The sequence below is a fragment of the Stenotrophomonas sp. SAM-B genome, assembly GCF_013387485.1.
In the GTDB taxonomy this organism is placed as follows: Bacteria; Pseudomonadota; Gammaproteobacteria; order Xanthomonadales; family Xanthomonadaceae; genus Stenotrophomonas; species Stenotrophomonas maltophilia_AA.
Window position 1 is genome coordinate 148,453 of record NZ_JABBXB010000004.1, and the last position, 18,861, is coordinate 167,313.

Here is an 18,861-nt window from a genome sequence, read left to right on the forward strand (position 1 = left end):
CCGGCGTGCGCGGTGGGGGTCACGGCACGATCAACGACCCGGGGGCGGGCCGTTGAACTGCACATCCGAGAAGCTGCCGCTGGCCGGATCGAACACCGCGCCCCAGAACTGCGCGCCACCATCGCAGACCCGGATCGCTTCGCGGGCCGGATCGATGTCAGCGTCATCCGGCAGATGGAAGGCATTGAGGTAGATCAGCTTGCGTCCGCTCATTTCGATGCCGACGTACTGGCGATCGAAATCGGCGGCCTTTGGCACCTGCGCCTCCAGCGTCGGCAATGCGGCCTCCAACTGCTCGACCTCCTTGCGGCTGGGCGCCCAGTAACCGGTGACCCGCCCGGCCTCGCGGCCGGGACTGTCGCGCGAGCAGGTGTCCAGCACCTGGGCGGCGACCACCGGTCGCGTCACCACCCAGGACTGGCCGGTCTTGATCGCGGTCGGGACGCTGGCGCCCGGCCGCGTATTGGCGGGCGTGCAGGCCGCCGCCAGCGCGGCAAGCGCCAGCGGCAGGACGGCACGTGACAGGGAACGGCTCACAACACCTCCGAAGCGTAATCGGCCAGGCGCGAACGCTCGCCACGACGCAGCGTGATGTGCGCGCTGTGCGGCCAGTTCTTGAAGCGGTCCACCGCGTAGGTCAGGCCCGAGGTGGTCTCGGTCAGGTACGGGGTATCGATCTGTTCGACGTTGCCCAGGCAGACGATCTTGGTGCCGGGGCCGGCACGGGTGATCAGGGTCTTCATCTGCTTGGGGGTGAGGTTCTGCGCTTCATCCAGGATCAGATAGCGCGACAGGAACGTACGGCCGCGCATGAAATTCAGCGAGCGGATCTTGATCCGGCTCGCGATCAGGTCGTTGGTCGCCGCACGGCCCCATGCGCCGCCTTCCTGGGTATGCGTGAGCACTTCCAGGTTGTCGGTCAGCGCGCCCATCCACGGCGTCATCTTCTCTTCCTCGGTACCGGGCAGGAAACCGATGTCCTCGCCGACGCTGACCGTCGCGCGGGTCATGATGATCTCGCGGTAACGCTGCTGGTCCATGGTCTGGGCCAGGCCGGCGGCCAGCGCGAGCAGGGTCTTGCCGGTGCCGGCGGTGCCGAGCAGGGTGACGAAATCGATCTCCGGGTCCATCAGCGCATTGAGCGCGAAGTTCTGTTCGCGGTTGCGCGCGCTGATGCCCCACACCGCGTGGCTGCCATGGCGGAAATCGTTGACCAGCGACAGCGTGATCTTGTCGCCGTCCATCTTGGCCACGCGCAGTTCGACTTCATCGTCGCCCGGCAGGTAGGCGTACTGGTTGGGATGCCAGTTCTCGTCTTCGCTGGCGATGATCTCGTAACTGGTGCGGCCCTTGTCGCTCCAGCTTCGCAGGTTGTCGGTGTGCTTCTTCCAGAAGTCTTCCGGCAGCTCGGTGGCACCGGTATAGAGCAGGCTGAAATCGTCCAGCGCGCGGTCGTTCTCGTAATCCTCGGACACGATGCCGGCGATCGCCGCCTTGATCCGCAGGTTGATGTCCTTGGAGACGAACACCACCGGGATTTCCGGCACCTGCTCTTTCAGCGCCAGGATCGCGCCGAGGATGGCGTTGTCGGGGATGACGGCGCCGAAGCTCTTTCCGGCCTCGAAGTGGCTGGTCTGGAACCGCAGCAGGCCCACGCTCTGCTTGCCGCGCAGCTGCAGCCCGTTCGGGCGCTGCAGCGGGATGCCATCGGCCAGGTTGTCCAGGCCCGAGGCCTGCACCAGCTCATTGAGGAAGCGGCTGACCTGGCGCGCATTGCGGCTCGCCTCGGTGGTGCCCTTCTTGCCGTTGTCCAGCTCTTCGATCACCTGCATCGGCAGGTAGACATCATGCTCCTCGAACTTGAACAGCGCGGTCGGATCGTGCATGAGCACGTTGGTATCCAGTACGTAGATGCGCTTGCCTCGGGTCATCGTCAATTCCTGGTGGCAGAACAGGGACAAGCCATCACGACCTGCGGGGCAGGGTGATGGCCATTGGGGGTGCCGGGTTGATCACTGGGTTTTCGCGGCCTTCAGGGCTTCAAGGACGGTGTCTGCGTGGCCGGCCACTTTGACCTTGCGCCACACCTGCACGATACGACTGTCCGGCGAAATGAGGAAGGTGCTGCGTTCGATGCCACGCACCTGCTTGCCGTACATGTTCTTCAGCTTGATCACGTCGAACGCGGTGCACAGCGCTTCGTCGCCATCGCTGATCAGCGGGAAGGCGAAGCCCTGCTTGGCGCAGAAATTGTCGTGGGATTTGACCGAATCGCGGGAGACGCCGAAGACGCGGGCGCCTGCCTTCGTGAACTGCGGGAGCAGCGCGTTGAAATCGATGCCCTCGGTGGTGCAGCCCGGGGTGCTGTCCTTGGGATAGAAGTACAGCACCAGCCACTGGCCGGCCAGATCGCCGAGGGTGGTGGTCTCGCCGCCGGACAAGGCCAGCGGCAGTGCGAGGGTGGTGCTGTCCAGGGTGTCGCCGTCGTTCATGGGTTCCTTTCCGGATCCTGGGGTACGTCTACTACAGCTGCATGAAACCCCGCGCGCCCGTGACGAACGCGCGAAACATCAGAACTTCATCGGATCCATGATCGCATCGAGGTTCAGGTGATCGCAGAACTCGAGGAAATCATCGCGCAGCGCGGCGATGTGCATGTTGGCCGGCACGCCGATGGTGACCTGCGCCGAGAACATTTCCGCACCGGTCTGCATCGCGCGGTAACGCGTGCTCTGCAGGTTCTCGATGGTGATGCCCTGGCGGTCGAAGAAATCGGCCAGCTGGAAGAGGATGCCCGGCTTGTCGGCCGCGATCACTTCCACGATGTAGGGCAGCAGGTTGGACTGCGCCTGCTTGGCACCGGTGCGGTACCAGACCAGCTTCAGGCCTTCCTCGCGCTCGAGCCGGGTCAGCATCGCCTCCAGCTTGGCCACCGAATCCCACGAGCCGGTGGCCAGGGCGGTGACGGAGACGTCGCGACCGACCGTGGCCAGGCGGGCATCGACCAGATTGCAGCCACTGTCGGCGATACGCCGGGTCACAGGCAGCAGGGGGGACTCCGGATGCGTCGTATAGGCGTTGATCAGGAGGTGGTTTTCGGTCGGCGCAGGCCGCGGCGTGGTGTCGGTCAAGATGGTTCCGGGTGATGCAAGGTGAGTCTGAACGGCCGGACGACGGCACGTTCGCCGGAGTCCAGCATACTTGCCCGCGCTTTCGACCCGCAAGTAACATGCAACGTACATCTGGCCGGCGTTTACGCAGGCAGGGTGCCCCCTTTCTTCCGAGCACGATGTCCTTGTCCCTTTCCGGTCTCATCACCGCGCTGGCGACGCCCTTCCAGGCGAACGGCGCATTGGATCCCGACGGTTGGCAGCGCCTGCTGCATCTGCAACTGGAGGGTGGTGTTCACGGTGTCGTGGTGGCCGGTTCGACCGGTGAAGCGGCGGCCCTGTCCGACGACGAATACGACCAGTTGCTGCGCAGTGCGGTCAAAACCGTGGCCGGGCGCATTCCGGTGCTGGCCGGGACCGGGCTGTCGGGGACGGCCAAAACCATCGAGCAGACCCGCCGGGCGGCCGCCAACGGCGCCACCCACGCGCTGGTGGTGACCCCGCCGTACGTGCGCCCGACCCAGGCCGGCCTGATCGCGCATTACCGCGCGGTGGCCGACCAGGGCGGCCTGCCGGTCATCCTGTACAACGTGCCCGGGCGCACCGGCTGCGACATGCTGCCCGAAACCGTGGCCGAGCTGGCCAGCCACCCGAACATCGTGGGCATCAAGGAAGCGGTCGGCGATGTCGGCCGGGTCCATGCGCTGCTGGCCCTGCGTTCGCCGGACTTCGTCATTCTCAGTGGCGACGATGGCACCGCCGCGCGCTCGATCCTGTCCGGCGTGGATGGCCTGATCTCGGTCGGCTCCAACGCGCTGCCGGGGGCCTACCGCCGGATGTGCGACCTGGCCGCGGCCGGTGAGCGCGAGGCGGCCGAGGCGTGGGACGCCCGTCTTGAGCCCTTCCATGAATTCTGCGGCGTGGAGTCCAACCCGATCCCGGTGAAGGACCTGCTGCGCCGGATCGGCATTGGTGACGGCCTGCGCCTGCCGCTGCTGCCCTTGTCCGCGGCCCATCACGCCGCTGCCGAACACTTGGCCACCGATATCGGTGCGCTGGAAGCACTATCCAACCACTGATGACAGTGGTCACCCAGGAGATTCCCATGCGTCAATCCGTTTCCGCCTTCCGCGTGCTGTCCTTCGCGATCCTGGCTACCGCCACCCTCATCGGCACCACCGGTTGCTTCAAGCGCGGCGCCAAGGGCGACTACGCTCTGGCCCCGGAAGTCCGTCCGCTGGAAGTGCCGCCGGATCTGAACGTCCCGGCCGGCCAGGCCGCCGCCACCGCTGCCACCAGCTCCTCGCTGGCCTCGCAGGCCGCGCGTCCGGCCCCGGCCTCGACCCAGGCGGCCGCCAACAATGCCGGTTTCACCGTGCCGGGTACCAAGGAAGAGGTGTTCGCCAAGGTCGGCACCGCGCTGGAGTCCGTTGAAGGCGTGAAGATCGCCAGCAAGGCCCAACTGCTCGGTTCCTACGACGTGGCCTTCGAAGGCAGCGACTTCCTGGTCCGCGTGGTCGCCGTCGATGCCGGTGCCTACGTCTCCGCCGTGGATCCGCGTGGCCTGCCGGCGACCGCCGCAGCCCCGACCAAGCTGCTGGGTGAGCTGAAGGCGAAGCTGGCTCCGTAACCGGACAGTCTCAGAGAAACGAAAAGGGCGCCCTCGGCGCCCTTTTTCGTTGCCGCCAGAACCCGGAGGCTCAGCGTTCCAGCAGCTTCAGCTTGTCCGGCTTGCCGTCCCATTCGCCGGCATCGGCGGGCGGGTCCTTGCGCACGGTCAGCACCGGCCAGGCCTGGGCCAGTTCGGCGTTCAGCGCCACGAACGCTTCCTGCCCGGCGGGCACGTCGTCTTCGGGGAAGATCGCGTTGACCGGGCACTCCGGTTCGCACAGGGTGCAATCGATGCACTCATCCGGGTCGATCACCAGGAAGTTGGGGCCTTCATGGAAGCAATCCACGGGGCACACTTCCACGCAATCGGTGTGTTTGCACTTGATGCAGTTTTCGGTGACGACAAAAGGCATGGCTGGATCTGGATCCGACAGTAAGCCGGACAATTCTAGAACAGGTTGGTCCGTGGCGCGGGATCGGATCGTGCCTCAAACCCCGAAATGCCCTCGGCGCAAGGCTCAGGACCAGCGGAAGGGCTGCTCGGGCAGGCCCGCGATGCCGGTTTCCAGCGCAAACACGCCGCCCGCGCGGGGGCTGGCCGCCAGTTCCGCGTCGGTGTGGTCGAGCCGGGAGCTGGTGATCATCAACTGCCGCAGCGACGGCCCACCGAGTGCGACGCAGGTCGGGTTCCGCACCGGCAGCAGTACGACCCGGTCGACCTGGCCGTCGGGTCGATAGCGCACCACGCGGGAAGCACGCCACTGCGCGTTCCAGATGCCGCCTTCGGCATCGACGATGGCGCCATCGGGTTCCCAGCCCGGATCGGGCAGGGCAGCGAACAGGCGGGGTGGGCCGCAGTGCGCGCGTCCGGCGTCGTAGTCGCAGCACCACAGCGCCGGGCGCACCGAATCGCAGAAGTACATCGTGGTGCCGTCCGGGCTGAAACAGATCGCGTTGGGGATCACGACGGCGGGCAGGTTCAGTTCGCGCAGGCCGTGCCGCATCGAGAACTGGTAGAAGCGGCCGAGCGGCGCACGCGCAGGATCCTCGCTCATGGTGCCGAATACCAGGTTGCCGGCGCGGTCGGTCCGGCCGTCATTGCTGCGCGTGTCCGCGACCTCGGGCTGCACATCGGCCAGCCATTCCAGGGGCGGGGCGGGGGCATCGCCATCGCGGTCGAGATCCAGGCGCTGCAGCGAACCGGCCAGCGCGATCAGCAGGCGGCCGTCCTCGCCCTCGGCCAGGCAGCCGGGGCGGTCGGGCAGCAACCAGCTCCGGTGGCTGCCATCGGCGGTACGGTGCTGCCACAGGCGGCGCTCGCCGATGTCCACCCAGAACAGGCATTGCCGCCGTGCCGACCACAGGGCGCCTTCGCCATGGGTGCAACGGCTGTCGACCAGCAGGGGGACAGCCGCGACAGCGGTGGAGGGTGCGGCGATAAAATCGGGCATGGGGCAGGTCTCACGACAGCAGGAGCTGCTGCATTCTGCCATCCGGTCGATCAATCCCATGTCCTGGGGCACGGTGATGTGGTGATGCGGGGCGAAATGTTCCCCAACCAGATCCGTGGCTCGGGGCTGGCGGTGGCCGGCGCGCGTTCTCCCCGGGTCCGGGCCGGGCGGGGCAGACGCGACAGACCGGGGCCCGGAACGCAAAAAACCCCGCCGTGGCGGGGTTTTTGGCTTTCTGCACCGCGACTGGTGCTCCCTAGGGGACTCGAACCCCTGTTTTAGCCTTGAGAGGGCCACGTCCTAACCATTAGACGAAGGGAGCAGGCTTTGTCGCGAACTGCGCAGCGCGCTAGTATATGGACCTAGATGCCATTGGGCAATCCCGAAAACTCAACCGGAAGCGCCAACATCAATTCCTCTGCTACATCACCGTTCAGCCTGCGCGTGATCCCGCGCGATCAGCACAACATCTCCCGCAAGGACATCAGCCCGAACGCCCTGCGCGTCCTGTACCGGCTGCGTGATTCCGGGTTTGCCGGTTACCTGGTCGGCGGCGCCGTCCGCGATCTGCTGGTGAACGGCCACCCCAAGGATTTCGACGTCGCCACCGACGCGACGCCCGAACAGGTCAAGCAGTTGTTCCGCAACTGCCGGCTGATCGGCCGCCGCTTCCGCCTGGCGCACGTGGTGTTCGGCCGCGAGATCATCGAGGTCGCCACCTTCCGCGCCAACATCGACGATGGCAGCGGCGACCGTGAGATGGAAAACGGCATGCTCGTGCGCGACAACGTGTACGGCAGCATCGAAGACGACGCGATCCGCCGGGACTTCACCTGCAACGCCCTGTACTACGCGATCGAGGATTTCTCGGTGCGCGATTACACCGGTGGCTTTGAAGACGTGCAGGCACGCCTGATGAAGCTGATCGGCGACCCCGAGCAGCGTTACCAGGAAGACCCGGTACGCATGCTGCGCGCAGTGCGCCTGGCGGCCAAGCTGGGCTTCCAGATCGAAGAGGCGACCGCCGAGCCGCTGCCGCGCCTGGCCAACCTGCTGGCCGAGGCCGCCCCGGCGCGCCTGTTCGAGGAAGTGCTCAAGCTGTTCCTGTCCGGGCATGGCGTGGCCAGCTTCGAAGGCCTGGAGCGTTACGGTCTGCTCGACGTCATGTTCCCGGAGAGCGCCGCCGCCCTGCGCAGCAACCGCAGCGGTGCGCTGCGCCGGATGGTCATCGAAGGCCTGCACAACACCGATCTGCGCGTGGCCAACGATGAGCCGGTGTCGCCGTCGTTCCTGTTCGCGCTGCTGCTGTGGCCGGCCTTCTGCCGCGCCCTGGCCAGCCTGCAGAAGCAGGGCGTCGCACTGGAAGAGGCACAGCGCCGCGCCGCGGATCGCGTGACCCTGCACCAGCTGACCACGATCGCCCTGCCGCGCCGCTTCTCGCTGCCGATGCAGGAAATCTGGCTGCTGCAGGGCCGCTTCGCCTCGCGCCAGCGCAAGCGCGTGATCCGTACGTTGACCCACCCGCGCTTCCGCGCCGCCTACGACTTCCTGGTCCTGCGCCAGGTCGCCTCCAGCGAGCATGAAGCGGACGTGGCGTTCTGGCGCGAGGCCCAGCTGCAGTCCGGTACCGAGCTCGACTCGGCACTGGATGCCGCCCAGGCCGATGGCGAGGGCGAAGACGGTGCACCGCGCAAGCGTCGCCGCCGCCGTCGTCGTCCCGGTGGAGTGGCAGGCGAGTAAGCCGTGACCCTGGCCTGTATCGGATTGGGCGCCAATCTCGGGGACGCCGCGCAGGCGCTGCGCGATGCGTTCCAGGCGCTGGCGGCGCTGCCGCAGACCTCGTTGCGCGCGCGCTCGCAGCTGTACCGCACGCCGGCTTGGGGCAACGAAGACCAGCCGGCGTTCGTGAATGCCGCCGCCGTGCTGGATACCGCGCTGCCCGCGCCCGCGCTGCTGGAGGCGTTGCTGGAGATCGAGCGCCACTTCGGCCGCGTGCGCGATCCGGCCGTGCACTGGGGCCCGCGCGCGCTGGATCTGGACGTGCTGCTGTACGGCGAGGAAGTCATCGATCTGCCGCAGCTGCAGGTGCCGCATCCGTATCTGCACGCGCGTGCGTTCGCGCTGCTGCCGCTGGCCGAGATCGCGCCGGACGCCACCATTCCCGGGCACGGCCGCGTGCGGGATGCTGTGATGCGGGTCGAGGCCTGCGGGATCTCTCCAATAGGAGGATAATGCGGGGCTTATCGCCACCGGTTATCAGCTCATGAGTACCCACGCAGACAGCAAGCCCTGGACCGTCCCCGCATTGGCGGAGGCCAAGCGCACGGGGCAGAAGCTGGTGATGTTGACCGCCTACGATGCCGGGTTCGCCCGCAGCTTCGACGCCAACGGCGTGGACCTGATCCTGATCGGCGACTCGCTGGGCATGGTGGTGCAGGGGCACGATTCGACCCTGCCGGTGACCACCGACGATATGGTCTATCACACCCGCGCCGTGGCCCGCGTGCTGCAACGCGCGCTGCTGGTGGCTGACCTGCCGTTCGGCGCCGACGCGACGCCCGAGCGCGCGCTGGATGCCTCGCTGCGCCTGCTGCAGGCCGGTGCGGAGATGGTCAAGATCGAAGGTGCCGGCTTCAAGCTGGACATCATCCGTTATCTGGTCGAGCGCGAGATTCCGGTCTGCTCGCACCTGGGCCTGACGCCGCAGTCGGTGCTGCGCCTGGGCGGTTACCGCGTGCAGGGCCGTGGCGATGCCGCCCAGCAGCTGCGCGACGACGCCAAGGCCGCGGTCGCTGCCGGCGCCAGCCTGGTCGTGCTCGAATGCGTGCCGACGCCGGTGGCTGCCCAGGTCACCGCGGACATCAGTGTGCCCACCATCGGCATCGGTGCCGGCCCGCACTGCGATGGCCAGGTGCTGGTGCTGCATGATTTCCTCGGCCTGGACAGCGGCCATCGCCGTCCCAAGTTCGTCAAGGATTTCCTTGCCGAAGGCGGGTCGGTTGCCGGTGCGGTCCGTGCCTACGCCGACGCCGTGCGCGACGGCTCCTTCCCCGACGCAGAACACGCCTACGCCTCATGATCGAAACCGTCACCGAACTGTCCCGTCTGCGCGCCGTCGTCAACGGCTGGAAGCGCGAGGGCCTGCGCGTCGCGCTGGTCCCGACCATGGGCAACCTGCATGCAGGTCATTATTCGCTGGTCACGCTGGCCCGGCAATACGCCGACCGCGTGGTCTCCAGCGTGTTCGTCAATCCGACCCAGTTCGGCCCGAACGAGGATTTCACTCGCTATCCGCGCACGCCCGAAGCCGACACCACCGGGCTGGAGCAGGCCGGGTGCGATGTGCTGTGGCTGCCCACCGTTGAATCGATGTACCCGTTCGGCGTCGAGCTGGCGGCCAGCGTCAACGTGCCGGGCATCAGCGGCCTGCTCGAGGGCGCGCACCGCCCGGGCCATTTCGATGGCGTCTGCACCGTGGTCTCGCGCCTGTTCAACCAGGTCCAGCCGGACGTGGCGGCCTTCGGCAAGAAGGATTACCAGCAGCTGGCGGTGATCCGCCAGATGGTGGAAGACCTGGCCTTCCCGATCCAGATCGTCGGGGGCGACATCGTGCGTGAAGACGACGGCCTGGCGATGAGCTCGCGCAACCAGTACCTCAACGCCGAACAGCGCCCGGTCTCGACCAGCATCCACCAGGTGCTGCTGGGCATGCGCGAAGGCTTCATCGCCGGCAAGAGCCGCAGCCTGATCGAGGCCGAGGCGGCCGCCGCGCTGCAGGCGGCGGGCTTCCAGGTCGACTACGCCGTGGTGCGCCTGCCGGACCTCTCCGAGCCGGCCGATGCCAACGACGGCACCCGCGTAGCGCTGATCGCCGCGCGGATCGGCAACACCCGGTTGATCGACAACCTGGAGTTCTGAGGGGCGAACTCCGGGCGGGGCGGCGGTAGAGCCACGCCACGCGTGGCTGTTCTACGGGTCACCTATCGTCCCGGCGATGTGACCCGCGATCCCGCGCAGCCACCCATGGGGTGGCTCTACCGGGGTCAGGTGTGGGTCGTGACGATGCTGAACCGTGGGCAGCCCCCTCCCGGGACCGGCGCCGCGCGCCCTGCCGCCTATCCAGCGGGTGCTAGAATTTCCCTTTCCTTTACCGTTGTCCCGTCGCCATGCACCTGTCCCTGCTGAAGACCAAGATCCACCGCGCCACCGTCACGCATTCCGAGCTGAACTACGAAGGTTCCATCGCCATCGATGACAACCTGCTGGCTGCCACCGGCATCCGTGAGTTCGAGCAGGTGCACATCTGGGACGTCACCAACGGTGCGCGTTTCTCCACCTATGCCATCCGCGCCGAAGCCGGCAGCGGCGTGGTGTCGCTCAACGGTGGCGCCGCGCGCCACGTGCAGGTGGGCGACATCATCATCATCGCGGCCTTCGCCAGCATGAGCGAAGAAGAAGCTGACAGCTTCAAGCCGAAGTTGGTATATGTGGACGGCAAGAACCAGATCTCCCACACCAACGACACGATCCCGACACAGGCCGCATGACACAGCACAACGGATTCGACCCGCTTCATTCCCATGCCCAGCGCCTGCGTGGCGCGAGCATCCCTTCGTTGATCGCCGCCGAACCGGGCCGCGCACAATCGCTGGGGCTGCGGGTCGGTCCGTTGTACGTCAATTTCGCGCGGCAGAAATACGACCGCGCGGCCTTGGACGCACTGCTGCAGCTGGCCGCCGAGCGCGATGTCGCCGGCGGCTTCCAGCGCCTGTTCCGCGGTGAAACGGTCAACGTGACCGAAGGCCGCGCGGCGCTGCACACTGCGCTGCGGGGGGACGCCAGCGGCGCACCGGTGGCCGGTGAGGCCTTCGCTACCGCCGCGCAGGTGCGCCAGCAGATGGGCGAGCTGATCGCCGCGCTGGAAGCCACCAACATCACCGATATCGTCAGCGTCGGCATCGGCGGCTCGGACCTCGGTCCGCGGCTGGTGGCCGATGCGCTGCGTCCGGTCACCGGCGCACGCTTCCGCGTGCATTTCGTGTCGAATGTGGACGGCGCGGCGATGCAGCGCACGCTGGCCACGCTGGACCCGGCCACCACCGCCGGCATCCTGATCTCCAAGACCTTCGGCACCCAGGAAACCCTGCTCAACGGGCAGATCCTGCACGACTGGCTGGGCGGCAGCGAACGCCTGTATGCGGTCAGCGCCAATCCGGAGCGTGCGGCCAAGGCCTTCTCGATCGCCGCCGGCCGCGTGCTGCCGATGTGGGACTGGGTCGGCGGGCGCTATTCGCTGTGGTCGGCGGTCGGTTTCCCGATCGCACTGGCCATCGGCTTCACGCGCTTCGAGCAGCTGCTCGAGGGCGCGGCGCAGATGGACGAACACGCGCTGACCGCACCGCTCGCGCAGAACCTGCCGGTGCTGCATGCGCTGACCGACATCTGGAACCGCAACCTGCTCGGCCATGCCACGCACGCCGTGATGACCTACGACCAGCGCCTGGCGCTGCTGCCGGCCTACCTGCAGCAGTTGGTGATGGAAAGCCTGGGCAAGCGCGTGCAGCTCGATGGCAGCCCGGTCGCCAGCGACACCGTGCCGGTGTGGTGGGGCGGGGCGGGCACCGATGTGCAGCACAGCTTCTTCCAGGCGCTGCACCAGGGCACCAGCGTGATCCCGGCCGATTTCATCGGCTGCGTGCACAACGATGATCCCTATGTGGTCAACCACCAGGCGCTGATGGCCAACCTGCTGGCGCAGACCGAAGCGCTGGCCAACGGCCAGGGCAGCGATGATCCGCATCGCGAGTATCCCGGCGGCCGCCCGAGCACGCTGATCCTGCTCGACGCGCTGACCCCGCACTCGCTGGGTGCGCTGATCGCGATGTACGAACACGCCGTGTACGTGCAGTCGCTGATCTGGAACATCAACGCCTTCGACCAGTTCGGCGTGGAGCTGGGCAAGCAGTTGGCCAGTGGCCTGTTGCCTGCCCTGCAGGGCGAGGACGTGGTCATCGATGACCTGGTGACCCGCGCGATTGTGGCTGAACTGAAGGCCTGATCGCGGAGCCTGCGATGGGGGTGTCCATGCATTGGCGTGATCTCGGGCAGCGAAAGCAGCCCGGGGTCTGGGGCGGATTGCTCCTCGATGTTTCGGCGTGCACGCCGCCTGCGTTTACTGTCTCGGTGTGTCCACCGCACTGCCTGCGGGTGGCCGCAGGCGACCGCGCAATGCTGTGGGCCCGGGTGGAGAGGGACTACTGGGGGGTAGACCTGCTTCGCAGTGACTCGCCGTTGTCCCCCGGCATCGTGCCTCCAATCACGGCCGCCCAGGTGCGCGAAAAACATGCGGCCGACCCTGCTCGGGCGCGCGCTGGATGGGCCCGATTCTTCGCTGAGGCGTTGGCTGGATCCGGCAGTTCTCCCTTGGCCGATGGCCAATGGTTGTTGCAGCCTTCGCTGCATGGCAGCGCTGCGGTCTCGATTCGACCCGACATGGCCGCCCTTGCACTGGCACGTCCAGCATTGGATGCGCTGAACTGGTCGGACATTACCCTCGGCCGCCCAGTCGCACCGATTCCGTTGCGTTCCCCATCGCCCGCCCAGAATGGACGGGTCAATGCCTGGGCGCGACATGCCCGCGCGGGTACGCTCCCGCCGGTGCTGCTGATGTGGGTCAGCGGGCTGCAGGCCCATGTCGTGCTTGACGGGCATGATCGATTGCAGGCTGCGGTGCAGCAGGGGATGGACGTGCCGGTTCTGGTCCTGCTTCGCCACGAGGAAGGTACCCTGGACGAGGGTGCTCTTGCGCGAGCGGACGCGATTGCCGCCAGCTCGGCGGGTGCCGAGATGACCGTTGAGGCGCGCAACCGCCTGCTGTTGGATCTTTACTGCCCCAGTCGCGAAGTGCTGCCCAGCCGGGGCGACCTGTTGCGCGGGGGGATGGTCCAGTGGAGCGCGGAAGTCCAGGCACACGCCCGTGCGCAAGGGATGGACGTGCGGATTCTTCTCGAACCTTGAAGGAAGCCGAGCCACACAGTGGCCCGGGGAGCACGTCGCGCTGCACCTACGTGGACCGATTGCACCGGCCTCACCGCGTCGGATCGCGCTCCGGGCTCGGCCGTTTGGCCAGCTTGCGCTGCAGCGAGCGCCGGTGCATGCCGAGCAGGCGCGCAGCGGCGGAGACGTTGCCGCCAGTCTCATGCATCGCCTGCTGGATGTGTTCCCACTGCAGCCGGCTGATCGGCGTCATCGCATCCGGCGGCTCCATGTCGCCATCGTCGGCCGGGCCATCGTCTTCCTCGCCGAGCGCGCGCAGGATCATCGGCACCGTGGCCGGCTTGGGCAGGTAGTCGTCCGCGCCGAGCTTGATCGCCTCCACCGCGGTGGCGATGCTGGCATAGCCGGTCACCAGCAGGATCCGCATGTCTTCGCGCAGGGCGCGCAGCGGCTGGATCAGGGCCAGGCCGGATTCGGTGCCGAGCTTGAGATCGATCAAGGCGTAGGCCGGCGGCTGTTGCCGCGCCAGCAGCAGCGCCGAGGCGGTGTCGCTGGCGGTCACGGTTTCCAGTCCCTTGCGGGCCAGGCTGCGCTGCAGCGTGCGCAGATAGAGTTCGTCGTCGTCGACCAGCAGGCCATGGCTGGCCAGGCCGGGCGCCGGAGTGAAGGTGGTCATGCGGAAGTCTCCCGTGGGGACAGAGGCAGGCGGAAGCCGACGCGGGTGCCGGCGCCCTTGGCCGGGCGCATCCACAGCTCGCCGTCCAGGCGTTCGATGGTGGCGTGGGACAGGGCCAGGCCGACGCCCATGCCGTCGGTCTTGCCGCTGTTGAACAGCGTGCCGGGCAGCACCGCCTGGCGGGCGTCGAAGCCGTGGCCGTAATCGCGCACTTCGCCGATCAGATCGTCGCCTTCGATGCGCAGCGTCAGATCCACCTGCGCGCGGTCGGCCTTCTCGCCGGCGTCGGCGGCATTGTTGAGCAGCACCATCAGCAGGTGGCCGATGCCCGGGTCCAGCGGCAGGGTCAGCGGGGCATCTTCATTGCGATGCAGCGCGATGGTCGGCCGCACCAGCCGCCACTGTTCCAGCACCTGCGGCAGGGTCACGGCGTCGCGGCCCGGCGCATCGCCGGCGGCCGGGCGGGCGAGCGCCAGCACGCGCTCACGGCACTGCACCAGCAGCTCGCGCAGGGTTTCCACGTCATCGCGGACCTCACTGCTTTCGGTCTGGTCGGCGATGTCGTCGGCGAGCAGGGTCATGGTCGCCAGCGGCGTATTGAGTTCGTGGGCGACCGAGGCGGCGTGGGTGGCCAGCGCGACGATGCCCTCGTTGCGCACGAAGCGTTCGCGCAGCATCGCCAGTTCATGCTCGCGCTGGCGCAGGGCGATCGCCAGCCGGGTCGCGAACACCAGCACCACGGTCGCCGACAGCAGGAAGTTGCAGACCACGCCCCACTGCTGCATCTGCGCACCGGTGAAGTAGCCGCTCGGCAGCGGCAGGCCGAACACGCCGCTGACCGCGTAACCGATCAGGCAGGCCGCGGCCACGGCCAGGGTCCAGCGCAGGGGCAGGGCGAGCGCGGCCAGCGCGATCAGGATCAGGAACAGCGAGCCGAAGGGATTGGCGATGCCGCCGCTCCACCCGACCATCCAGGTCAGCACGGTGACATCCACCAGGATGTGGCCGAAGGCGGTGACCGGCGCGGTGTCGGGGCCTTGGACACGCAGCTGCGCGTACAGGTTGAACAGGGTCAGCGCGGCAACGCCGGCCCACAGCGGCAGTTGCGGCAGTTCCAGCCCCAGCACCGAGGTGGCGACCAGGATCGTCGCGGCCTGGCCGGCCACGGCCAGCCAGCGCAGGCTGCACAGGGTGCGGAGGAAGGGGGCGTCGGTACCGGTCATGTCCGCACATCGTATGCGCTCCCGCCAACGCCTGCCTGCGACAATCGGCCGCATCGGTGCGGGGCCGCGCAGCGGGAGTGCTGAACATGAGCGGCAACCAACGGCAAGCACCTCAGCGTGCGCCTGGCGCGCTAAAATAGGCCGATGCATGACGCCGTGACCCGACCGACCCAACCCGCCGACTCCGCCGTGTGGGCCCGCCGCCAGACCCAGCCTGTCCATATCGGCGGCGTGGTCGTGGGTGGGGGCCATCCCGTGGTGGTGCAGTCGATGACCAACACCGACACCGCCGATGTCGCCTCCAGCGTGAAGCAGGTGGCCGAACTGTGGCGTGCGGGCTCGGAGATGGTGCGGTTGACCGTCAACAATCCCGAGTCGGCCGCGGCCATCCCGCGGATCGTGGAGAAGCTGCAGATGATGGGGATCGATGTCCCCCTGATCGGCGACTTCCACTACAACGGCCACCAGTTGTTGACCCAGGAACCGGCCTGCGCCGAGGCCCTGGCCAAGTACCGGATCAACCCGGGCAACGTCGGCTTCGGCAAGAAGAAGGACACCCAGTTCGCGCAGCTGATCGAGTTCGCGATCCGCTACAACAAGCCGGTCCGCATCGGCGCCAACTGGGGCTCGCTGGACCAGTCCCTGGCCGCGCGCCTGATGGACGAGAACAGCCAGCGCGCGCAGCCGTGGGATGCCGGCCGCGTGCTGCGCGAAGCGCTGATCCGTTCGGCGCTGGATTCGGCTGAAACTGCTGTCGAGCTCGGCCTGCCGCGCGATCGCATCGTGCTCTCGGCCAAGGTCAGTGGCGTGCAGGAACTGATCGCGGTGTATCGCGACCTGGCCCAGCGCTCGGATTTCGCGCTGCATCTGGGCCTGACCGAAGCCGGCATCGGCAGCAAGGGCATCGTCGCCTCCTCGGCGGCGCTGGCGGTGCTGCTGCAGGAAGGCATCGGCGACACCATCCGTATTTCGCTGACGCCCGAGCCGGGCCAGTCGCGCACGGCCGAGGTGATCGTCGCCCAGGAACTGCTGCAGACCACCGGGCAGCGGGCCTTCACGCCGCTGGTCACGGCCTGCCCGGGCTGCGGCCGGACCACCTCGGAGTTCTTCCAGGAACTGGCCAAGGTCGTGCAGAACCATGTGCGCGAGAAGATGCCGGTCTGGAAAGTGAGCCACCCCGGCGCGGAGAGCATGACCTTGGCGGTCATGGGCTGCATCGTCAACGGGCCGGGCGAATCGCGCCACGCCAACATCGGCATCTCGCTGCCGGGCACCGGCGAAACCCCGGCTGCACCGGTCTTCGTGGACGGTGAGAAGACGGTGACCCTGCGCGGCGACAACATCGCCCAGGACTTCGTGGCGCTGATCGACGCATACGTCGAACGGACCTATGTCCGACGCGCGGGATAAGCCGGCGGTGCTGGCCGCCCCGGAGCAGGCGGCCGGTTTCCGCCACTGGATGGGCCGCAACGCCTGGCGCTTCGTCCTGCTGTTCGTCGGCGTGCTGTTGCCGCTGGCCGGGTTCGTCGCGCTGGCCGACGAAGTCCACGAACTGGAATCGATCTATTTCGACGCGCCCCTGCTGTGGAAGATGCACGGGCTGCATTCGCCGGGGCTGGACGCGTTCTTCGTGCTGCTCTCCAAGCTGGGCTACGAGTGGTTCCTGATCCCGGCCGACGTGCTGATCGTGTCCCTGCTGGTCTGGCGCAAACGCTGGCGCGAAGCCAGTTTCGTGGCGATCTGCTTCGTCGGCTCCGCCCTGCTGAACCTGGGCAGCAAGCGCTTCTTCCAGCGTGACCGCCCCAGCCTGTGGGAATCGATCGCCCCGGAGAGCACCTTCAGCTTCCCCAGCGGCCACGCGATGGGCTCGATGACCCTGGCCGTCACCCTGGTGCTGCTGGCCTGGAACACCCGCTGGCGTTGGCCGGTGGCCCTGTCGGCGGTGACCTTCGCGGTGCTGGTGAGCCTCTCGAGGGTCTACCTCGGGGTCCATTACCCCTCCGACATCCTGGCCGGCTGGTGTGCCGCCTTGGTCTGGGTGGTAGGGTGCTTCCTGGTCATGTTCCGCCGCCGCCATCCGTGGCGGCATCGCCACTGAAACGAATACGGCGGTAAACTGGCCGAAAGCGGCATGAAAGCGGGCTGCACCCATAGGCTGGCCCATTGGATCAGGCGAGGGTGAGAGGCACAGGGGGAGGGGCAGGACAGCATGTCTGTGATGCGCGGACCAGAACGCGATGATGGGGAACCCGGTTCCTTGTGATCGACACATCCCGCGGCTAGGCTTGCCCCCGTTCACAGTGTTTGACGAGGTTGGCGGATGACGATTCGAGTGTATCTGGTGGACGATCATGCTCTGGTGCGTACGGGCATGAAGATGATCCTCTCCAACGAGACCGACATCGAGGTGGTCGGTGAGGCGGAGAGCGGTGAAGATGCGCTGCCGGATATCCGCCGCCTGCGGCCCGACGTCGTGCTGTGCGATCTGCACCTGCCGGGCGTGAGCGGCATGGAGGTCACCGAACGCGTGGTCCGTGGCGATCACGGCACCCGCGTGGTGATCGTCTCCGTCCTTGAAGACGGCCCGATGCCCAAGCGCCTGCTCGAAGCCGGTGCCTCCGGTTACATCGGCAAGGCCTGCGATGCGCAGGAACTGCTGCGTGCGGTGCGCGATGCCGCGCTGGGCCGCCGTTACCTGGGCAACAGCATCGCGCAGAATCTCGCGCTGTCGAACGTGGAAGGCAACCACTCGCCCTTCGACACGCTCTCTCCCCGCGAACTGGAAGTGGCCCTGCTGCTTACCCAAGGCCTGCGCCAGGAAGACATCGCCAAGCGCCTGAGCCTCAGCGCGAAGACCGTCAACACGCACAAGGCGCGCCTGTTCGAGAAGATGGGCATCAACGACAACATCGCGCTCGCGCGCATGGCCAGCCAGTACGGTCTGGTGGATCCGGCACGCCCGATGTAATCCGCGTGCTGGCGGCGGATGGAAAAACGCCCGGGCATGCCCGGGCGTTTTCGTTCAGTGCGCGCGGACCCGCGCCACGATCTTCGCGGCCTGGGCCGCACTCTCGCGCACCTTGTCCCACTCACCGCGCTCGATCCACCCGCCCGGCACCATCCACGAACCGCCGATGCAGACCACGTTCTTCTGCTCGAGGTACTCGGCCGCCGTGTCTTCGGTGATGCCACCGGTCGGGCACAGCTTCAGATCCGGGATCGGACCTGCCAGACCCTTGATCATCGCCAGGCCGCCCACCGCCGAGGCCGGGAACAACTTGCAGACCCGGAAGCCGCGCGCATACAGCGCCAGCATTTCGGTCGGCGACGCCGCACCCGGCACCACCGGCAACGCGGCCTGCGCCAACGCATCGGCCATGTGCGCCGGCGTACCCGGCGTGACCAGGAAATCCGCACCCGCATCGATCGACTGCTGCATCTGCTCCACGGTCAACACCGTGCCCGCACCCACTACCACATCGGGCAGTTCGCGCTTGAGCATCGCCAAGGCCTCCATCGCCACCGGCGTACGCAGCGTCAGCTCGATCGCGGGCAGCCCGCCCTCCAGCAACGCCGCGCTGACCGCACGGGCCTGATCCAGCGTATGCACGGTCACCACCGGCAGAATGCCGGCAGCCGTCAACAGGGTTTCAGCGCGTTTCTGATGTTCGGCGATGCTCATGCGTTTCCAATCCTTCTTTTCATCAATGTCTGCAGCGCGAACGACGCGCCGGAATGTGTCGGGAGGCAGCGGGATGGCCCCAACCAGGACCGTTACAGCGCCATGGATGGCG

At 67.4% G+C, this 18,861-nt stretch carries 21 protein-coding genes and 1 tRNA gene; 12 read left to right on the plus strand and 10 right to left on the minus strand.

What is annotated here, in order from left to right:
• Positions 1-30 precede the first annotated feature (30 nt).
• The 4 genes from HH110_RS10730 to HH110_RS10745 all read right to left on the minus strand — a co-directional run bounded on the left by HH110_RS10730 (position 31) and on the right by HH110_RS10745 (position 3,131).
• Positions 31-510, minus strand: a complete 480-nt coding sequence (locus tag HH110_RS10730; protein WP_176989900.1) for a hypothetical protein — start codon at positions 508-510, stop codon at positions 31-33.
• Positions 511-533: 23 nt separating this feature from the next.
• Positions 534-1,931 carry a PhoH family protein gene (locus HH110_RS10735; RefSeq protein ID WP_176989668.1) on the minus strand — a complete coding sequence of 466 codons (1,398 nt, stop codon included), beginning with the start codon at positions 1,929-1,931 and terminating at the stop codon, positions 534-536.
• Positions 1,932-2,012: 81 nt separating this feature from the next.
• Complete coding sequence (locus HH110_RS10740) at positions 2,013-2,492, minus strand: peroxiredoxin (protein WP_176989669.1); 480 nt, start codon at positions 2,490-2,492, stop codon at positions 2,013-2,015.
• Positions 2,493-2,570: 78 nt separating this feature from the next.
• Positions 2,571-3,131, minus strand: a complete 561-nt coding sequence (locus HH110_RS10745) for a glycine cleavage system protein R (protein ID WP_019183297.1) — start codon at positions 3,129-3,131, stop codon at positions 2,571-2,573.
• Between the two features lie 164 nt (positions 3,132-3,295).
• Between HH110_RS10745 and dapA the strand changes: the two genes are divergently transcribed.
• Complete coding sequence (dapA, locus tag HH110_RS10750) at positions 3,296-4,189, plus strand: 4-hydroxy-tetrahydrodipicolinate synthase (protein ID WP_176989901.1); 894 nt, start codon at positions 3,296-3,298, stop codon at positions 4,187-4,189.
• Positions 4,190-4,215: 26 nt separating this feature from the next.
• Positions 4,216-4,740, plus strand: a complete 525-nt coding sequence (locus HH110_RS10755) for a hypothetical protein (protein WP_176989670.1) — start codon at positions 4,216-4,218, stop codon at positions 4,738-4,740.
• A gap of 70 nt (positions 4,741-4,810) precedes the next feature.
• On the opposite strand, the gene fdxA is transcribed toward HH110_RS10755, so the two are convergent.
• The 3 genes from fdxA to HH110_RS10770 form a co-directional block, all read right to left on the minus strand.
• Entirely contained in the window at positions 4,811-5,134 is a 324-nt protein-coding gene (gene fdxA / locus HH110_RS10760; protein ID WP_123728932.1) for a ferredoxin FdxA, read from the minus strand.
• Between the two features lie 105 nt (positions 5,135-5,239).
• Positions 5,240-6,172, minus strand: coding sequence for an SMP-30/gluconolactonase/LRE family protein (locus tag HH110_RS10765; protein ID WP_176989671.1), 933 nt, complete (start codon positions 6,170-6,172; stop codon positions 5,240-5,242).
• A gap of 247 nt (positions 6,173-6,419) precedes the next feature.
• Positions 6,420-6,494: transfer RNA gene (locus tag HH110_RS10770), tRNA-Glu, on the minus strand.
• Between the two features lie 50 nt (positions 6,495-6,544).
• Here HH110_RS10770 and pcnB point away from each other — a divergent pair.
• The 7 genes from pcnB (at position 6,545) to HH110_RS10805 (ending at position 13,189) form a co-directional block, all read left to right on the plus strand.
• On the plus strand, positions 6,545-7,912 hold the full coding sequence (gene pcnB / locus HH110_RS10775) for a polynucleotide adenylyltransferase PcnB (protein ID WP_176989902.1): 1,368 nt from the start codon (positions 6,545-6,547) through the stop codon (positions 7,910-7,912).
• 3 nt (positions 7,913-7,915) lie between these two features.
• Positions 7,916-8,404, plus strand: coding sequence for a 2-amino-4-hydroxy-6-hydroxymethyldihydropteridine diphosphokinase (gene folK / locus HH110_RS10780; RefSeq protein WP_176989672.1), 489 nt, complete (start codon positions 7,916-7,918; stop codon positions 8,402-8,404).
• A gap of 31 nt (positions 8,405-8,435) precedes the next feature.
• The gene (panB, locus tag HH110_RS10785; protein WP_176989673.1) at positions 8,436-9,251 is read left to right on the plus strand and encodes a 3-methyl-2-oxobutanoate hydroxymethyltransferase; all 816 of its coding nucleotides are present in this window, start codon (positions 8,436-8,438) and stop codon (positions 9,249-9,251) included.
• The gene (gene panC / locus HH110_RS10790; protein ID WP_176989674.1) at positions 9,248-10,090 is read left to right on the plus strand and encodes a pantoate--beta-alanine ligase; all 843 of its coding nucleotides are present in this window, start codon (positions 9,248-9,250) and stop codon (positions 10,088-10,090) included. Before panB ends, panC begins: the two co-directional genes overlap by 4 nt.
• A 248-nt stretch (positions 10,091-10,338) precedes the next feature.
• On the plus strand, positions 10,339-10,719 hold the full coding sequence (gene panD, locus HH110_RS10795) for an aspartate 1-decarboxylase (RefSeq protein ID WP_019183273.1): 381 nt from the start codon (positions 10,339-10,341) through the stop codon (positions 10,717-10,719).
• Complete coding sequence (pgi, locus tag HH110_RS10800) at positions 10,716-12,230, plus strand: glucose-6-phosphate isomerase (protein WP_176989675.1); 1,515 nt, start codon at positions 10,716-10,718, stop codon at positions 12,228-12,230. Before panD ends, pgi begins: the two co-directional genes overlap by 4 nt.
• A 26-nt stretch (positions 12,231-12,256) precedes the next feature.
• Positions 12,257-13,189, plus strand: coding sequence for a hypothetical protein (locus HH110_RS10805; RefSeq protein WP_176989676.1), 933 nt, complete (start codon positions 12,257-12,259; stop codon positions 13,187-13,189).
• 70 nt (positions 13,190-13,259) lie between these two features.
• Here HH110_RS10805 and HH110_RS10810 read toward each other — a convergent pair whose 3' ends face one another.
• Together HH110_RS10810 and HH110_RS10815 are read right to left on the minus strand one after the other, a co-directional pair.
• A complete protein-coding gene (locus HH110_RS10810) occupies positions 13,260-13,844 on the minus strand; it encodes a response regulator transcription factor (RefSeq protein WP_176989677.1) in 585 nt (194 codons plus the stop codon).
• On the minus strand, positions 13,841-15,067 hold the full coding sequence (locus tag HH110_RS10815; protein ID WP_176989678.1) for an ATP-binding protein: 1,227 nt from the start codon (positions 15,065-15,067) through the stop codon (positions 13,841-13,843). Before HH110_RS10815 ends, HH110_RS10810 begins: the two co-directional genes overlap by 4 nt.
• 144 nt (positions 15,068-15,211) lie before the next feature.
• On the opposite strand from HH110_RS10815, the gene ispG reads away from it, so the two are divergent.
• The 3 genes from ispG to HH110_RS10830 all read left to right on the plus strand — a co-directional run bounded on the left by ispG (position 15,212) and on the right by HH110_RS10830 (position 18,035).
• Positions 15,212-16,477, plus strand: coding sequence for a flavodoxin-dependent (E)-4-hydroxy-3-methylbut-2-enyl-diphosphate synthase (ispG, locus tag HH110_RS10820; RefSeq protein WP_176989679.1), 1,266 nt, complete (start codon positions 15,212-15,214; stop codon positions 16,475-16,477).
• Positions 16,458-17,165 (plus strand): phosphatase PAP2 family protein, encoded by a 708-nt coding sequence (locus tag HH110_RS10825; protein WP_176989680.1) that lies wholly within the window; start codon positions 16,458-16,460, stop codon positions 17,163-17,165. Before ispG ends, HH110_RS10825 begins: the two co-directional genes overlap by 20 nt.
• A 222-nt stretch (positions 17,166-17,387) precedes the next feature.
• On the plus strand, positions 17,388-18,035 hold the full coding sequence (locus HH110_RS10830) for a response regulator (protein WP_019183265.1): 648 nt from the start codon (positions 17,388-17,390) through the stop codon (positions 18,033-18,035).
• A 54-nt stretch (positions 18,036-18,089) separates the two neighbouring features.
• Here the strand turns inward: HH110_RS10830 and HH110_RS10835 are convergent, their stop codons facing one another.
• Positions 18,090-18,749: a bifunctional 4-hydroxy-2-oxoglutarate aldolase/2-dehydro-3-deoxy-phosphogluconate aldolase gene (locus tag HH110_RS10835; protein ID WP_176989681.1), complete on the minus strand. Its 660-nt coding sequence runs from the start codon at positions 18,747-18,749 to the stop codon at positions 18,090-18,092.
• Between the last annotated feature and the right edge of the window lie 112 nt (positions 18,750-18,861).

What these genes read in the sequence shown, in the direction of transcription:
- HH110_RS10825 (WP_176989680.1), top strand. Translation starts at nt 16,458, where the DNA reads ATGTCCGACGCGCGGGATAAGCCGGCGGTGCTGGCCGCCCCGGAGCAG.
- fdxA (WP_123728932.1), bottom strand. Translation starts at nt 5,134, where the DNA reads ATGCCTTTTGTCGTCACCGAAAACTGCATCAAGTGCAAACACACCGAT.
- HH110_RS10815 (WP_176989678.1), bottom strand. Translation starts at nt 15,067, where the DNA reads ATGACCGGTACCGACGCCCCCTTCCTCCGCACCCTGTGCAGCCTGCGC.
- pgi (WP_176989675.1), top strand. Translation starts at nt 10,716, where the DNA reads ATGACACAGCACAACGGATTCGACCCGCTTCATTCCCATGCCCAGCGC.
- HH110_RS10835 (WP_176989681.1), bottom strand. Translation starts at nt 18,749, where the DNA reads ATGAGCATCGCCGAACATCAGAAACGCGCTGAAACCCTGTTGACGGCT.
- ispG (WP_176989679.1), top strand. Translation starts at nt 15,212, where the DNA reads ATGCATGACGCCGTGACCCGACCGACCCAACCCGCCGACTCCGCCGTG.
- HH110_RS10805 (WP_176989676.1), top strand. Translation starts at nt 12,257, where the DNA reads ATGCATTGGCGTGATCTCGGGCAGCGAAAGCAGCCCGGGGTCTGGGGC.
- HH110_RS10740 (WP_176989669.1), bottom strand. Translation starts at nt 2,492, where the DNA reads ATGAACGACGGCGACACCCTGGACAGCACCACCCTCGCACTGCCGCTG.
- HH110_RS10830 (WP_019183265.1), top strand. Translation starts at nt 17,388, where the DNA reads ATGACGATTCGAGTGTATCTGGTGGACGATCATGCTCTGGTGCGTACG.
- panC (WP_176989674.1), top strand. Translation starts at nt 9,248, where the DNA reads ATGATCGAAACCGTCACCGAACTGTCCCGTCTGCGCGCCGTCGTCAAC.
- panB (WP_176989673.1), top strand. Translation starts at nt 8,436, where the DNA reads ATGAGTACCCACGCAGACAGCAAGCCCTGGACCGTCCCCGCATTGGCG.
- HH110_RS10765 (WP_176989671.1), bottom strand. Translation starts at nt 6,172, where the DNA reads ATGCCCGATTTTATCGCCGCACCCTCCACCGCTGTCGCGGCTGTCCCC.
- HH110_RS10755 (WP_176989670.1), top strand. Translation starts at nt 4,216, where the DNA reads ATGCGTCAATCCGTTTCCGCCTTCCGCGTGCTGTCCTTCGCGATCCTG.
- HH110_RS10735 (WP_176989668.1), bottom strand. Translation starts at nt 1,931, where the DNA reads ATGACCCGAGGCAAGCGCATCTACGTACTGGATACCAACGTGCTCATG.
- panD (WP_019183273.1), top strand. Translation starts at nt 10,339, where the DNA reads ATGCACCTGTCCCTGCTGAAGACCAAGATCCACCGCGCCACCGTCACG.
- HH110_RS10810 (WP_176989677.1), bottom strand. Translation starts at nt 13,844, where the DNA reads ATGACCACCTTCACTCCGGCGCCCGGCCTGGCCAGCCATGGCCTGCTG.